Origin of the sequence: uncultured Limnohabitans sp., assembly GCF_937889215.1 — a bacterium.
Lineage (GTDB): Bacteria > Pseudomonadota > Gammaproteobacteria > Burkholderiales > Burkholderiaceae_C > Limnohabitans_A.
In genome coordinates, this window is the sequence record NZ_CALBEX010000260.1 from 1 (window position 1) to 14,663 (window position 14,663).

The 14,663-nt window shown below is 61.9% G+C and carries 17 protein-coding genes; 11 read left to right on the top strand and 6 right to left on the bottom strand.

The features are described from left to right. The coding region (locus tag Q0341_RS06560; RefSeq protein ID WP_299511345.1) for an ion channel at positions 1-398 on the top strand (398 nt) is incomplete at its 5' end. 42 nt (positions 399-440) lie between these two features. Here the strand turns inward: Q0341_RS06560 and Q0341_RS06565 are convergent. Together Q0341_RS06565 and Q0341_RS06570 are read right to left on the bottom strand one after the other, a co-directional pair. Further along, complete coding sequence (locus tag Q0341_RS06565; RefSeq protein ID WP_299511346.1) at positions 441-938, bottom strand: SH3 domain-containing protein; 498 nt, start codon at positions 936-938, stop codon at positions 441-443. Positions 939-1,400: 462 nt separating this feature from the next. Beyond that, positions 1,401-2,417, bottom strand: coding sequence for a sodium-dependent bicarbonate transport family permease (locus tag Q0341_RS06570; protein WP_299511347.1), 1,017 nt, complete (start codon positions 2,415-2,417; stop codon positions 1,401-1,403). An 84-nt stretch (positions 2,418-2,501) separates the two neighbouring features. Between Q0341_RS06570 and Q0341_RS06575 the strand changes: the two genes are divergently transcribed. Further along, on the top strand, positions 2,502-3,398 hold the full coding sequence (locus Q0341_RS06575; RefSeq protein ID WP_299511349.1) for a LysR family transcriptional regulator: 897 nt from the start codon (positions 2,502-2,504) through the stop codon (positions 3,396-3,398). An 8-nt stretch (positions 3,399-3,406) separates the two neighbouring features. Here the strand turns inward: Q0341_RS06575 and Q0341_RS06580 are convergent, their stop codons facing one another. After that, positions 3,407-4,945, bottom strand: coding sequence for a cryptochrome/photolyase family protein (locus tag Q0341_RS06580; RefSeq protein ID WP_299511350.1), 1,539 nt, complete (start codon positions 4,943-4,945; stop codon positions 3,407-3,409). 36 nt (positions 4,946-4,981) lie between these two features. After that, positions 4,982-5,152 carry a DUF2256 domain-containing protein gene (locus Q0341_RS06585; RefSeq protein ID WP_299511351.1) on the bottom strand — a complete coding sequence of 57 codons (171 nt, stop codon included), beginning with the start codon at positions 5,150-5,152 and terminating at the stop codon, positions 4,982-4,984. An 88-nt stretch (positions 5,153-5,240) separates the two neighbouring features. On the opposite strand from Q0341_RS06585, the gene Q0341_RS06590 reads away from it, so the two are divergent. The 9 genes from Q0341_RS06590 (at position 5,241) to Q0341_RS06630 (ending at position 13,167) form a co-directional block, all read left to right on the top strand. Further along, positions 5,241-5,846, top strand: coding sequence for a glutathione peroxidase (locus Q0341_RS06590; RefSeq protein ID WP_299511352.1), 606 nt, complete (start codon positions 5,241-5,243; stop codon positions 5,844-5,846). A 32-nt stretch (positions 5,847-5,878) separates the two neighbouring features. After that, positions 5,879-7,198, top strand: coding sequence for an FAD-dependent oxidoreductase (locus Q0341_RS06595; RefSeq protein WP_299511364.1), 1,320 nt, complete (start codon positions 5,879-5,881; stop codon positions 7,196-7,198). Next, positions 7,195-7,971: a DUF1365 domain-containing protein gene (locus tag Q0341_RS06600; RefSeq protein WP_299511353.1), complete on the top strand. Its 777-nt coding sequence runs from the start codon at positions 7,195-7,197 to the stop codon at positions 7,969-7,971. Before Q0341_RS06595 ends, Q0341_RS06600 begins: the two co-directional genes overlap by 4 nt. 29 nt (positions 7,972-8,000) lie before the next feature. After that, positions 8,001-9,248, top strand: coding sequence for a cyclopropane-fatty-acyl-phospholipid synthase family protein (locus tag Q0341_RS06605; protein ID WP_299511355.1), 1,248 nt, complete (start codon positions 8,001-8,003; stop codon positions 9,246-9,248). Positions 9,249-9,253: 5 nt separating this feature from the next. After that, a complete protein-coding gene (locus tag Q0341_RS06610; RefSeq protein ID WP_299511357.1) occupies positions 9,254-9,898 on the top strand; it encodes a chalcone isomerase family protein in 645 nt (214 codons plus the stop codon). After that, positions 9,895-11,235: an MFS transporter gene (locus Q0341_RS06615; RefSeq protein WP_299511358.1), complete on the top strand. Its 1,341-nt coding sequence runs from the start codon at positions 9,895-9,897 to the stop codon at positions 11,233-11,235. Before Q0341_RS06610 ends, Q0341_RS06615 begins: the two co-directional genes overlap by 4 nt. Positions 11,236-11,267: 32 nt before the next feature. After that, positions 11,268-11,861, top strand: coding sequence for a DUF3833 domain-containing protein (locus tag Q0341_RS06620; protein WP_299511359.1), 594 nt, complete (start codon positions 11,268-11,270; stop codon positions 11,859-11,861). 80 nt (positions 11,862-11,941) lie between these two features. Next, the gene (locus Q0341_RS06625; RefSeq protein WP_299511365.1) at positions 11,942-12,712 is read left to right on the top strand and encodes an SDR family NAD(P)-dependent oxidoreductase; all 771 of its coding nucleotides are present in this window, start codon (positions 11,942-11,944) and stop codon (positions 12,710-12,712) included. 20 nt (positions 12,713-12,732) lie between these two features. Then, positions 12,733-13,167, top strand: coding sequence for a nuclear transport factor 2 family protein (locus tag Q0341_RS06630; protein ID WP_299511361.1), 435 nt, complete (start codon positions 12,733-12,735; stop codon positions 13,165-13,167). 41 nt (positions 13,168-13,208) lie between these two features. Here Q0341_RS06630 and Q0341_RS06635 read toward each other — a convergent pair whose 3' ends face one another. Together Q0341_RS06635 and Q0341_RS06640 are read right to left on the bottom strand one after the other, a co-directional pair. Next, positions 13,209-13,898: a substrate-binding domain-containing protein gene (locus Q0341_RS06635; protein ID WP_299511362.1), complete on the bottom strand. Its 690-nt coding sequence runs from the start codon at positions 13,896-13,898 to the stop codon at positions 13,209-13,211. A gap of 11 nt (positions 13,899-13,909) precedes the next feature. Next, positions 13,910-14,663: molybdopterin cofactor-binding domain-containing protein (locus tag Q0341_RS06640; RefSeq protein WP_299511363.1), on the bottom strand; the 754-nt coding region annotated here is incomplete at its 5' end.

Here is a 14,663-nt window from a genome sequence, read left to right on the forward strand (position 1 = left end):
TTTCGTCCAGCTTGATGTACTTTGCGGAAAACGAACACCAACCTGATAAATTTGCCTCCATCCCGGACGCTATTTATTGGGCGGTCATCACCTTGACCACCGTGGGTTACGGCGATGTGTCGCCCGTGACCTGGGTGGGCAAGGCCATCAGCATCGTCACCGCCTTCATGGGTGTTTGCACGGTGGCCATGCTGACCGGTATCGTGGCTTCAGCGTTTTCAAATCAGTTGGCTCGGCGCAAGGTGATTTTTGAGGCTGAGCTGCGCGAGGCCATGTCGGATGGTGTGCTCAGCGAGCAGGAGCGGCGGCAATTGGAAAGCCTCAAAACCGAATTCAACCTCAGCGATGAACAAGTCCAGGCCTTGATGGCCAAAGTGGGCCGCGAGCGCAAGTCTTGAGCGGGACTGTATTCGGCCCCAGCACCGCACCGAGCGCGGTGATCACCAACCCCAAAGCAGCTTTTTAGAGATCCAGCCGTTCGGGCCATCGGCGCGCTCGACGCGCACCCAACCCGCCCGCTTTTCTTGGGTGCGAACCAGTTCGCCGTATTGGGCTTTGCCAACGATGCGGCCTTGTGTGCTGGGGCTGCTGCGCACGTTGGCGGCCTTGGACTTCACGATGTGATGAGGTGAGCGTGCCGTCAGGGCATGGGCGACCCAGCCCGAGTCGCCTTCGAAATCACGCACTTTCAGCCAACGGCCTTGGCGTTTTTGCACTTGCAGCGGGTAGCCTTTTTTCAGTTCCCAGAGGATGTCGTGTTGGGTGCCTGGGCCACTGCGCATGTTCAAAATAGGACCCTTGACGCTCACCATGCTGGCGGCAGACGTGCTTTGTGCCAGCGTCATGGGCGCAGTCAGTGCACCCATGGCGGCCAAAAGGCAGCTGGCGATGGTGCGTGTCAGGGTGTGTCGAGAAAGGGAGGTGTCTGCCCAAATCATCCGGTGAATTTCCTTGTTCAATAAAGAGGTGAGAGCTTTGGCGTGGCCAAAACCGAAACAAGAGGCGTCCTCGAAGGGGTGACGCCAAGGCAATTCAGTCTAGTCGATGCTGATCGCCTGTGCGCTAAAAACCATGCTGTCATTCGGGAAAGGTTTGAAAAGACGCCTGTTGACCAAAACCCTGTAGCCTAGATGCGCGCCAGCAAGGTGTGGCCACGTAAGCTTGTTGTTGGCCCGACCCCATGGTGTTTGCATGGGTGCTTTGATTTCAGCCATTCCTCGCAGGTCTGGCCTTTGGGGTCAGATGTTTCGTCCGCTTAGAGCGCCGCATTTTTTCAAAGGGCGGTGGTTGATCGGCCGCACGTCGGACTTGAAGGCGCCGACCTACAAAAGACGCACCACAAGCCTTGAGTTGAAGACTTCTCTGTGGCGAACCAATGGCTTGCCACCCGACCTGCGAGCTCAGCTCAGCACCGCTTGCGCCACCGCCAAATAGGCCGGTATGCCCAACACGATGTTCAGCGGAAAGGTCAAACCCAAACTCAGGCCGAAATACAGTGCAGGCTTGGCTTCGGGCAAGGCGGTGCGCAGCACGGCGGGTACGGCGATATAGGACGCACTGGCCGCCAACACCATGAGCAAGGCCCCGTCGCCCGCGCCCAGATTCAAGACAACCGCCAGACCCAAGGCCAGCGTCGCATGAACGATGGGGCCGATCACCGCATAAGCGACCAGCACGGGCGACTGGCCCTTGACTTGTGGCAGGTTTCGCGCCGCCATCAAGCCCATGTCCAGCAAAAAGAACGCGAGCATGCCTTTGAAGAGGTCCACCGAAAAGGGTGCCATCGCCGCTTGTCCGGACTCGCCAGTGATCAGCCCGATCACCATGGCCCCCAGCAGCAGCAACTGCGCGCCATCGGTGAAGGACTCGTGCAAGATTTTGCCCACCGACGCCCCAGCAGGCGCGGCAGGCGCGGCAGGCCCAGCCAGTGCGGCCTCGCCGCCCGCTTGCGACACCACGCCCGAGGCCTGTTTTTGCCGCAATGAATTGGCCAACACCACCGCCAGAATGATGGCGGGTGACTCCATCAAGGCCATGGCCGCGGCCATGTGTCCGCCATAAGGCACGCCTTGGTTCTCCAGCGTCTGAACCGCCGTGACAAAGGTCACCGCGCTCACCGAGCCGTAAGTGGCGGCCACGGCCGCTGCGTCAAAACCCGAGACAAAGCGCCGCAGCACGGCGTAACCGATGAGTGGGATGACGATGGCCAGTGCCACCGCAGCCGCCAGGCTGATGCCCACGCTGGCCGTCAGGCCCGATTGCGACAGCGCAAAACCGCCTTTCAGGCCCAGGGCCATCAACAGGTAGAGCGATAAAAAGCGGGAGATGGCGGGCGGGATCTCGAGGTTGGATTTGACGGTGCCGGCCAGCACGCCGAAGATGAAAAAGAGGATGGCCGGGTCGATCAGATTTTGCATGGGGGTGTTCCTTGCGCCGATCATAGAAACGGACGTGACACTTGTAAAATCGATTCTTCAACCCTTGAATATAGATAAAAGTCTATGAACGTCAGCTTCCGTCAATTGCGATTGTTTCTGGCCTTGGCCGAAACCGGCAGCGTCAGCGCCGCAGCCAAAGTGATGCACGTCACCCAGCCCACGGCCTCGATGCAGCTCAAGGACATCAGCGAATCCGTGGGTTTGCCGCTGTACGAGCTGGTGGGCAAAAAACTCTACCTGACCGAGGTAGGCCAAGAACTGGCGCAGACCGCCCGCGCCGTGGCGCACACCTGGGATGCGTTTGAACAAAACGTGGACGCCGCCAAGGGCTTGTCGCGCGGCAAGCTGCGGGTGGCGGTGGTGAGCACGGCCAAGTACTTCATGCCGCACCTGATCGGCAGCTTTTGCAAGCGGCATCCGGCCATTGACGTGTCACTGGAAATTTTGAACCGCGACGGCGTGGTGCAACGCTTGCGTGACAACCTGGACGACCTGTACATCATGTCCATGCCGCCCAAAGACATGGACCTTGGCGACGAGGCCTTCATGCCCAACCCGATTGTGGTGATCGCGCCCACGTCCGACCCGCTGGCCAAGCGCAGCGCCGTGCCTTTGCAAGAGTTGGCTGAGCGGCGCTTCATCTTCCGCGAAAAAGGCTCTGGTACCCGCATGGCCGCTGACCAGTTTTTTCGGCAGATGAAGTTCCGCCCCGATGTGCGGCTGGAGTTGGGCAGCAACGAAGCCATCAAGGAGTCGGTGGCCGGTGGCTTGGGCGTGGGTGTGGTCTCGCGCCACGCTTTGCATGGGCATCAAAAAGAAAACGGCGTCAGCGTGATCGATGTGCAGGGCTTTCCCCTGCCCTCAGCGTGGCACATTGTCTACCCGGCTGGCAAAAAACTGTCGCCTCTGGCCCAAGCGTTCAAGCAGCATGTGCTCCAGCAAATCAGCCGGCGCAAGTGAGGCGGAGCTCACACCCCGTCCAGCCCTTCCCGCGTCGCATCCGCCTGCGCCCGAATTTGCGTTTTGTCTTCTTCGCTCATTCGGCTCACATGCTTGACCATGAGCGCGGTGCGCGGGTTGCCGGCAAAGTCTTGTTCGTGCCGGATCAAAAAGTCCCAGTACAGCGTGGTCATGGGGCAAGCGTTGGGGCCGCTGCGCACCTCGGGTTGGTAGCGGCAGCCTTTGCAGTAGTTGCTCATGCGGCTGATGTACTGGCCGCTGGCCACATAGGGTTTGCTGGTGAAGCGCCCGCCGTTCGCGTGCAAGGCCATGCCCAGGGTGTTGGGCGTTTCCACCCATTCGACCGCGTCGACGTACATGGCGCGGTACCAGGCGCTGACCTGCTGCGGTGACAGCCCGGCCAGCACCGCAAACTGCCCTGTCACCATGAGGCGCTGGATGTGGTGCGCGTAGCCGTGTTGCAGGCTTTGGCCGATGGTGGCTTGCATGCAGGCCATGTGCGTCTCACCCGTCCAGTACCACTTGGGCAGGTCGCGGCTGTGGCCGTAGTGGTTGGCTTCTGCCATGTGGGGCATGTCCAGCCAATACACACCGCGAATGAACTCGCGCCAGCCCAGCACTTGGCGGATGAAGCCCTCGACACTCGCCAGTGGCAAGTGGCGCGCGTGGTAAGCCTGCTCCGCCGCGACGATCACCTCACGCGGGTGGAGCAAATGCAGGTTCAGGCTGCTGCCCACCAGCGCGTGCCAGCCAAAGGGCAGCGTGGTCCACATGGCGTCTTGCCAGGCACCAAAGTTTTCGAGGCGCTGGTCGATGAAGTGCTGCAAAGCCATCAGCGCGTCCTCCCGAGTCACGGGCCAGGCAAAGTGGTCGAGCGTGCCGGGGTGGCCGGCATAGCGCGTGCGAACCAGTGCGATCACGTCTTGCGTCACGCGGTCAGGCGCAAAGCGGGCGGTCGGGGGCACGGTGCCCGGGCCTTTGGCGCCAAAGCCTTTGCGGTTCTCGGCATCAAAATTCCATTGCCCGCCAATCGGCTCTTTGCCTTCCATCAGGATGCCGTGGCGTTTGCGCATCTCACGGTAAAAGAACTCCATGCGCAGCTCTTTTTTGTCGCCTGCCCACTTGGCAAACTCGGCGCGGCTGCACAAAAAGTGCGTGTCGCTCACCCAGCGCAGCAGTACCTGGGCCTGCGCCGCGGCGTCTTCGATCAGTCGCTCCATGCGCCAGGCCCCGGCTTCCATCACCACCAGGGCTTGGGGCGGCTCGGTGCTCAAGGCCCGGGCCAAGCGCCCTGCATAGTCCGGGGGCAGCTCGGTGTCGTCCGCCTTCATATAGGTGCAGGGCCAGCGGCGGCGGTGTGCTTCGTTGGCAAAATGCCGCATGCCCGACAAGAAAATCGCGATCCGGGCCTGGTGGTTCCAGACTTCATCGGCCTCGCTGTCGGCCTCGATCATCAAGAGCCGGTCTTGAGCGGGGTCAAAGTCGGCCAAGGCCGGGTTGTCCCAGCCGAGCTGGTCGCCCAAAACCAAAATCAGGTGACGTGTCATGCCTTGTCTTTCATGAGGGCGTTCAGGGTGGGCGGGTCAGGGGCGGGGGGCTTTGGCCTTGTCGGCACGGCAGCGGTCGCTGCAGTACAACACGCTGTCCCAGTTTTTGGCCCAGCTTTTGCGCCATGACATGGCGCGGCCGCAGACTGCACAGGGTTTCTGTGGCAAGTCCTGCTTGTTTCCTTTATAACCCGAGGGCTTGGGCATGCACTTCTCCAATGAAAAAGGGGTTGGCGTGACAATCTGGCCAAAGAAGTCTAAACTGATCGGTCACAAAATGAATTTTGAAGTGCAAATGAACCACTCTTGGGTAAATAAATGGGGCGCCGGGCTGTCCATGGCTTTGTTGGCTGCTGTGCTGGGATTGGGCTTGGAAGTGGCGCAGGCCAGCCCTGCCAAGGGCACCGCCGCCGTGGCTTGCCCTGCCATCCTGAACCACACGTTTGACCGCTTGCAAGACGAAAAACCACAGTCGCTGTGCCAGTATGCCGGCCAAGTGGTGCTGGTGGTCAACACCGCCAGTTTTTGTGGTTTCACCCCCCAATACAAAGGCCTGGAGAAGCTGAACACGGGCTACAAAAGCCAAGGCTTGGTGGTGCTGGGCTTTCCGTCCAACGACTTTTCTCAAGAAAAGGGCAGCAACAAAGACATCGCCGACTTTTGCGAGAGCACCTTTGGCGTGAAGTTCCCGATGTTCACCAAAACCCAGGTCACGGGCGCCGGTGCTGCGCCGCTGTTCAAACAGCTCGCGGCGCAAACCGGTCAGCAGCCACGCTGGAACTTTCACAAATACCTGATCGGCCGTGACGGCCGGGTCATTGACCAATACAGCAGCCTCACTGGACCGGACAGCAAAACCTTGATCTCTGCCATTGACCTGGCCTTGAAAGCCAAGCCATGAGTCAAGACGTTCACCAAGGCATGGGCCGCCGCATGAAGCTGGCCATTGTGGGTTCTGGCATTTCGGGCTTGGCCGCAGCCCACACCCTGAAAGACCACGCCGACATCACCGTGTTCGAGGCGGGCGACTACTTTGGCGGCCACACCCACACGGTGGATGTGACGCTGCCCACGCCGCAGGGCCCGCTCACGCACGGCGTGGACACAGGTTTTTTGGTGTTCAACGAACGCACCTACCCCAACCTGATCAACCTGTTTGCCGAGCTGCAGGTCGAGACTGCGGCGTCGGACATGTCGTTTTCGGTCAAGGTGCCGGGCGCGCGCAATGGTAAAACTTTGGAGTGGAGCGGCACCGACCTGAACAGCGTGTTTGCCCAACGCGGCAATTTGGTCAACCCGCGCTTTTGGCGCATGTTGGCCGATGTGATGCGTTTCAACGCGCTGTGCACACGCATCGCCAAAGATCAGCGCGAAAAAGAGCTGCAGCAGCCACTGTCAGATTTTTTGCGCACGCACAAGTTCAGCGAGCCGTTTCGCGACTGGTATTTCTTGCCCATGCTGGGTTGCATCTGGAGCTGCCCGACCGATCAAATGCTGCAGTTTCCGGTGGCCACCATGATCCGGTTTTGCCACAACCACGGCCTGATCCAGGTGACCAACCGCCCGCAGTGGTTCAGTGTGGTGGGTGGTGCCAAACATTACGTGGACAAAATCCTGGCCAACATCCCGGACAAACGCCTGAACACGCCCGTGCGCTTGATCGAGCGCGACCAGCAAGGTGTGCGCATCATCACCGACGGGCATGCCGAGCGCTTCGACCAAGTGGTGATCGCCACCCACACCGACCAAGCGCTGAGCATCTTGCGCGAGCCCAGCGCCGAAGAGCGCAGTTTGCTGGGCGCCATCCGTTACCAAGACAACCGCGCTGTGCTGCACACCGACGCCAGCGTGTTGCCCGCCAACCCCAAGACCTGGGCCGCTTGGAATTACGAACGCGCCGCCAGCAGCGAACGCGAATCTTCACGGGTTTGCTTGCACTATTTGCTCAACCGTTTGCAACGCATCCCGTTTGAGCAGCCGGTGGTGGTGTCGCTCAACCCCCTGCAAGCCATTGACCCGGCCACCATCGTGGGCGAATACGACTACGCCCACCCGGTGTTTGACCTGGCCGCCATCGAGGCGCAAAAGCGTTTGCCCTTGCTGCAAGGCCAACAGCACACTTGGTACGCCGGTGCCTGGACGGGTTACGGCTTTCACGAAGACGGCCTCAAGTCGGGTCTGCAAGTGTGCCGTGCCCTGCTCAAACAGATCCACGAGCAGGCGCACCCCGTGCAAGACAAATTGGCGGCATGACGCCCCCCACCGCGCTCATGGGTTGGGGGCAGGTGCGCCACACGCGCCACCGCCCCGCCCACCATGCCTTCGCCTACCCGACAGCGTTCTTGATGCTGCCCATGCGCCGCTTGCAAGCCCCTGGTTTTGCCACCGATCTGGCCATAAACCGCCGCGCCTGGTTTGCCTTTCACGATGCCGACCACGGCGACGGCCGCCCGGCAGAAACCGGCGGCGCCTTGGCCTGGCTCGATGAACTGCTGCAGCGAGAAGGCATTCTGGATGCCAAGGGTGAGGTCTGGCTGCAAGCGTTTCCCCGTGTGCTGGGCCATGCTTTTAAGCCCGTGAGCTTTTGGTACGCGCACCGCGCCGACGGCAGCCTTGCGGCCATCGTGGCCGAGGTGAACAACACCTTTGGCGAGCGCCATTGCTATCTGCTGCCCGAGCCGCACTACGGCCAGACCATGCTGGCCAACAAGGTGTTCCATGTCTCGCCCTTTTGCGATGTGCAAGGTGAGTACCGTTTTCGCTTCATGCGCACGCAGCACGCCGGGCAAGACCGCATCGTGGCGCGTGTGGACCACGCCGACGCCGACGGTCCGCTGATCGACACCAGTTGGAGTGGCGTGCTTGAGCCCGCCACCGCAGCCGCTTTGCGTCGCGTCATGTGGCGCTTTCCGCTGCTTACCTTGGGCGTTGTGGCCCGCATACACTGGCATGCACTCTTGCTGTGGCTGAAAAAAGTACCGTTCTGGCGCAAGCCTGAACCCCCCCGAGATTTTGTGACCCGATGAACACTGGACCCCACCGGATGCCGCCTTCCATGAAAACCGCCGACAACCCCCAAGCGATGGGCACACGCGCCAGCGCCGCTACCATCCCGCACACCAGCTTGCCCAAAGCCGCGGCACGCCTGTTGAGCCTTTTGAGTCGCCTGAAAATTGGCACACTCACGGTGCACGCGCCCGATGGCAACAACCAGGTCTTTGGCACGCACGAGGCCCCGTTTGCGGCCCTGCACATCCACCGCTGGGACATGTGCGCCCAAGTGCTCAAATCGGGCGACATTGGTTTTGCCGAGGGCTACATGGCCGGCGACTGGACCACGCCCGACCTGGCCGGCCTGTTGCGCTTGACCATCGCCAACCGTGACCACATTGAAAGCGCCATTTACGGCCACTGGCTGGGGCGCTTGGCCTACCGCATCAAGCACCTGCTCAACCGCAACAACCGCAGCAACAGCCGCAAAAACATCCACGCCCATTACGACTTGGGCAACGCTTTTTACGAGCTGTGGCTGGATGGCACGATGAATTACTCGTCGGCCTGGTTCGATGGCGACCACACCCAAGACATGGCCGAGGCCCAGAAAGCCAAAGTGCGCCGCGCCCTGCGCATGGTGAACGTCCAGCCCGGTGACCGGGTGCTGGAAATCGGTTGCGGCTGGGGCGCTTTGGCCGAAGCGGCCACCACCGAGTTTGGCGCGCACATCACCGGCGTGACCTTGTCCACCGAGCAGCTGGCATTCGCCAACGCCCGCATGCAATCGCACGGCGTGCAGGCCCGCGCGGATTTGCGTTTGCAGGATTACCGCGACATCAGCGATGGGCCTTACGACGCGGTGTGCTCGATCGAGATGATCGAGGCCGTGGGCCAGGAATACTGGCCCACCTACTTTCAGACCATCAGCCGCATGCTCAAGCCCGGTGGCCGCGCTTGCGTGCAGAGCATCACCATCGACGACCGGTTTTTTGAACGCTACCTGCAATCGACCGACTTCATTCAGCAGTACATCTTTCCGGGCGGCTGTTTGCCCAGCCCCGGCGAGTTCCGCAAGCAGGCCCAAGCCGCGGGCTTGCAGGTGGTCGATGAGCTGAACTTCGGCCCCGATTACGCCGAAACCCTGCGCCGCTGGCGCGAGAGCTTCATGTCGCAGCTCGACACGGTGCGAACGCTCAAGTTTGACGATCGCTTCATCCGCTTGTGGGCTTTTTACCTTGCGTATTGCGAAGCCGCCTTTGACGAGGCCAACATCGACGTGATCCAGTTCACCTTGGCCAAACCGGCTTGATGCGCATGCACAACGCCCCGAACACTTCACCAAATACCACACTGAACAGCACTTGGGCTTGGTGGCGGCGCCCTGGCCGCTCGCTGGCAGTGGGGGCTGTGGTGCTGGCCGGTGCGCTGCTGAGCGCGGCACCTGCGCAAGCCAACAGCCCTGACGCTGTCGGCCCCAAGGCCGCAGGCCAACGCCCCGAAATGGCGGCCTTGAGCGGCGTGGTGCCCACCGCGCCTGTGCGCTTGCGGGTTTGGGGTTTTGAGGTGTACGACGCCCGCTTGTGGACCCCGCCGGGTTTTCGCTTCAGCCAAGCTGCGCAGTTTTCGTATGCGCTGGAGCTGCAGTATTTGCGCCGCCTCGAAGGCGGGGCCATTGCCAGCCGCTCGATCGACGAGATGCGGCGCGTGGGCAGCTTCAGTGAGGCCCAGGCGCAAACTTGGCTGGCCGCCATGCAAGCGCTGTTTCCCGATGTGGCGGCGGGCGAGCGCATCACCGGCATCAACCTGCCGGGCGTTGGGGCCGAATTTTGGGTCAATGGCCGGCGTGTGGGTGTGGTGAAAGACCCGGACTTTGCGCGTTTGTTCTTTGGCATTTGGCTGGACGAACGCACGTCTGAGCCCAAGATGCGGGCGCAACTGCTGCAAGGCCTGTCGCCATGAGCGTGGCAAGCCCCACGGCTGCGGCCAAGATGCCGCGCCAGGCCTTCGCTGCTTATGGCTTGTTGGGCTTGCCCTTGGCCTTTGTGGCTTTGCCGGTTTATGTGCATTTGCCCAATCTGTATGCCCAGCAATACGGCGTGACACTGGCCGCTTTGGGTGCTGTGCTGTTGCTCAGCCGCAGCATCGACGCGATCGCAGACCCTTGGCTGGGCCGATGGGGCGACCGCTTGTACCGCCATTCGTGGCAGGCGGTTTGGCTGGCCGCGATGGGGTTGGCGCTGGCCGTGGCGTTGGGATTTGCAGCCTTGTTTTTTCCGCCCGCAGCGGCTTTGTCGCCCACGGGGTTGCTGGTCTGGGTGGGTGGCGCGCTCACGCTCAGCCACTTGGCTTACAGCGGCTTGGGCATCTTGCACCAGGCCTGGGCTGCGCGACAAGGCGGCGGGGGCATTGCGCAAAGCCGTTGGGTGGCTTGGCGCGAAGGCTTCGCCCTGGTGGGCGTGTTGCTGGCGTCGGCCCTGCCCGCCCTTTGGGGCTGGGCGTGGACCACCGCTTTGCTGGTGCTCATGCTGGCGCTGGGTTTGTTCACTTGGCAGCGCATGGCACGCAGCGCGGCGGCTTCGGCTGTCGCTGAGATGCCCGGCGCGCTTGCCGATGCACAGGCCGCCAGCCTCTGGCAACCGTGGCGTCACGCGGGCTTTCGCCGCCTGCTGATGGTTTTCATGCTCAACGGCTTGGCCAGCGCCGTGCCTGCCACGCTGGTGCTGTTTTTTGTGCAAGACCGTTTGCAAGCGCCCCAGGCCATGGAGCCTTTGTTTTTGGGCTTGTATTTCGCAGCCGGGGCCTTGTCGTTCCCGCTGTGGCTCAAGGTGATTGACCGCATCGGTCTGTTGCGCACCTGGGCCAGCGGCATGGCTTTGTCCGTCTTGGCTTTTGTCAGCGTGGTCACGCTGGGCGCGGGCGACACCACGGGCTTTTTGGTGGTCTGCGCTTTGTCGGGCATGGCGCTGGGCGCCGACCTGACCGTGCCCGGCGCGCTGCTCAACCAACTGATCGACCGCTGCGGTGAGCGTGGCCGCACAGACGGCGCATTCATGGGCTGGTGGAATCTGGCCACCAAACTCAATTTGGCGTTGGCCGCAGGCTTGTCTTTGCCGCTCTTGAGTGTGTGGGGTTATGCGCCGGGCCGCCAAGATGCCGACGCTGTGCTGGCCTTGGGCTTGGCCTATGGCCTGCTGCCTTGTGTGCTCAAGTTGCTGGCGGGCTTGGCTTTGTATCTGGGCTTGATGCGCCGACCCGATTTGATTTTGGGGCCCGAAACGGCCCACCCTCCGGCATGACGCCGCTTTGATGTTTGACAACGGGAGCCCCCATGCGCCACCACAACGCCCTGATCCACCGCCGCACCGCCCTCACCCGCCTGGCCGCGCTGCCCACCGTGGCCGCCCTGCCGTTTCTGGCCAGCTGCGCCGGACCGCAAGTGCAAAACTACGCGCAAGAAAAACCGCTGCTGGACCTGCGCACCTACTTCAACGGCACGCTGGACGCTTGGGGCGTGTTCACCGACCGCAGTGGCCAAGTTGTCAAGCGCTTCACCGTGGTCATGGATTGCAGCTGGACGGGCGATGAAGGCGTGCTCGACGAAGCCTTTGTGTATTCGGATGGGACCACCCAGCGCCGCATCTGGAAACTCAAAGCGGGCCCCAACGGCAGCTACACCGGGCGCGCCGACGACGTGGTGGGCGAGGCCACGGGCCAGGTCAGCGGCAACGCGTTTCGTTGGGGCTACACCATGGCCCTGCCGGTGGACGGTCGGGTTTGGCACGTCGACTTTGACGACTGGATGTACCTGATGGACAACCGCGTCATGCTCAACAAAGCCACCATGAGCAAGTGGGGCGTCAAGCTGGGCGAGGTCACTTTGTCGTTCACACGCCGCACGCCCTTGGTCGCGCAACCGGGTTGATGCCGATGAACGCCCACACCGCCAGCCCCGAAGCCGCCAGCCCAGGCGCTGCCCCTGCCGCCCCTGAAGCGCGCAGTTGGTTGCAACTGAACACGCCCATCACCCAATGGCGGGGCCGCCGGGTTTGGTTGGTGGGTGCGTCCACCGGCATTGGCCTGGCCTGTGCGCAAGCGCTGCGTGCGGCCGGGGCCGAAGTCGTGGTGTCGGCCCGCAAGCCACAAGGCGTGCAAGACTGGGCTGCGCAAGATGCGGGCGTGCAATGGCGTGCGCTGGACGTGGGCGACGCTGCGCAAGTGAAAGCCACGGCCCGCGCCCTGCTGGCCGAAGGCCCCCTGGACATGGTGGTCTACGCGGCCGGTTACTACCGGGCCCAACGCGCCACCGCACTCGACCTCGACGATTTGTTGCAGCATGACAAAGTCAATTACCAAGGCGCACTGCAAGTCATCGATGCGGTGTTGCCCAGCATGTTGGCTCGCCAAAGCGGGCACATCAGCTTGCTCAGCAGTGTGGCCGGTTGGCGAGGCCTGCCCAACGGCCTGGCCTACGGCCCCACCAAGGCGGCGCTCACCCACTTGGCCGAGACGCTGTACATGGACTTGCAAGACCAAGGCATCGGCGTGAGCGTGGTCAACCCCGGCTTTGTGGCCACCCCACTGACGGCGCAAAACCAGTTCACCATGCCCGCGCTGATCAGCCCCGAACAGGCCGCAACGGCCATGCTCAAGGGTTGGGCCAAAGGCCAGTTCGACATCCATTTTCCCAAGCGCTTCACACTCTGGCTCAAGCTGCTGCGCCTGCTGCCTTACCGCTTGTACTTTCCGCTGGTGCGCCGGTTCACGGGGCTTTGAGCCCACATAGAAAGCCACGCATGAACAGCCGACAAGCCACCGAAAACCTGGCCACATTTTTTGAAACCCTGTCGCCGCAAAGCGTCGGGCAATTGCAAACGGTCTACGACGCGCAAGCCCGCTTCAAAGACCCCTTCAACGAGGTCCAAGGCTTGCCCGAGATCGAACGCATTTTTCGGCACATGTACGTGGCGCTTGAGCAGCCGCACTTTGTGATCACAGGCCAACTGGTCGATGGGCAGCAGGCGTTTTTGTCTTGGGAGTTTCGTTTTAAGTTCAAACGCTTTGACACCACCACCCTGCAAGCTGTTCGTGGTGCCAGCCATGTGGTGTTTAACGACCAAGGCCTGGTGACGGTGCACCGCGATTACTGGGACGCGGCAGAAGAGCTGTATGAAAAACTGCCGGTTGTGGGGAGCCTGATGCGCTGGCTCAAGAAGCGCGCCAACACCTGAGGCGCGTGCAAAGCCCCGCTTGCTTGGGTGTCAATGGCCTATCAGAATTCGAACCCACCTTGCCTGCGCACCGCCTCTGAGGCGCTGCCGCTGAGCAAGTCGGCCAAGCGCTGGGCGTGTTCAGGGTTTTGGCTGGCGGTGCAAATGCCCAGCGTGTAGTCGGTGCTCAGCTCGAACTCGGGGGGCAGCACGGCGACCAAGTCCACGCCTTCGGTGTAGTTGATCTCCGTGACTTGGGTGCAGCCGATCAAACCGTCCGCCGTGCTTTTGGCCATCTCGCCCATCGCGGTTGCGCCGTTGGGAAAGACGCGGAATTTGCTGCGCAGGCTTTCATCGACGCCCAGCGCCTTGAGCACGCTCATGAAATGGATGCCCGCTGTGGCTTTGTCTGGGTCTGGGAAGTAAATGCCTTGTGCCGCGCTCATGGCCGCGTGCAGCTCGGCGTGTGTGCTCACGGGCGGGTGGGGCGTGCCGCTGCGCACAGCCACACCGGTTTTGACCAAGCCCAAAGAGCGCGCACTGCCAGGCACCACATGGCCCGAAGCGATCAGTTGCTCAATCAGGGGTTTGGTCAAAATCACCACATCGCAGGGCGCACCGCCTAAAAGTTTGTCGCGCATCATGCCGACCGCGCTGAAGGTGCCTTGGATGCGGCTGCCAGTGGCTTGTTCGAATTCGGCTTGAACGCCTTGGACCACGGCTGCGGCTGCGCCGCCACTCAATACATGCATGTTGTTCTCTCTTAAGTGTGTGAAGAATGGGAAGGCAAACCATCGGCATCTATGGCTTGTAACAAATTTTCCGGGGTGAAAGGCATGCGGCGCACGCGCACGCCGATGGCGTCAAAAACAGCGTTTGCAATGGCGGCGCAGGTGGGGCCCGAGCTGCACTCGCCAGCGCCCAGCGAGTCATGCTCTGGTCGGTGCACCAGCCCGACCTGGACCTCGGGGATCTCGCTGAACTTCAAAATCGGGTAATGGCTCCAATCGTTGGAAACGATGCCTTGGGCGCTGAGCTGCGCCGCCTCGCACAGGGCCCAACTGGCCGCTTGCAAAGCGCCACCTTCCAGTTGGTTGACCGCCCCCGCCTCGTCCACAACCCGTCCCAAGTCGGCGGCGATCCACAGTTTGTGAAGTTTGATTTTTTCGGCCACCACCAACTCGACCACCACCGCGCAATACGCACCGGTGTTTTTGTAGCGTGCATACGCCAAGCCACGGCCCCAGCCTTCGGGACGCTCGGGGGTTCGTAAGTGCGCCCATTGCGCCATCTGCGCGGCTTTTTGCAACACCGCCACGGCCCGTTCATGGCGCGGTTCGCGCAGTTGCGCCAGTCTGAACGCCAAGGGGTCTTGTCCTTGCCTGTTGGCCAACTCGTCCATGACCGATTCGGCCGCAAACACATTGACGGGTGCGCCCAAGGCCCGCATGGCCGAGACACGAAAAGGCATGTTCAGCACGCGGTGGTTGACGACTTTCAAGGACGCTGTGTCGTAG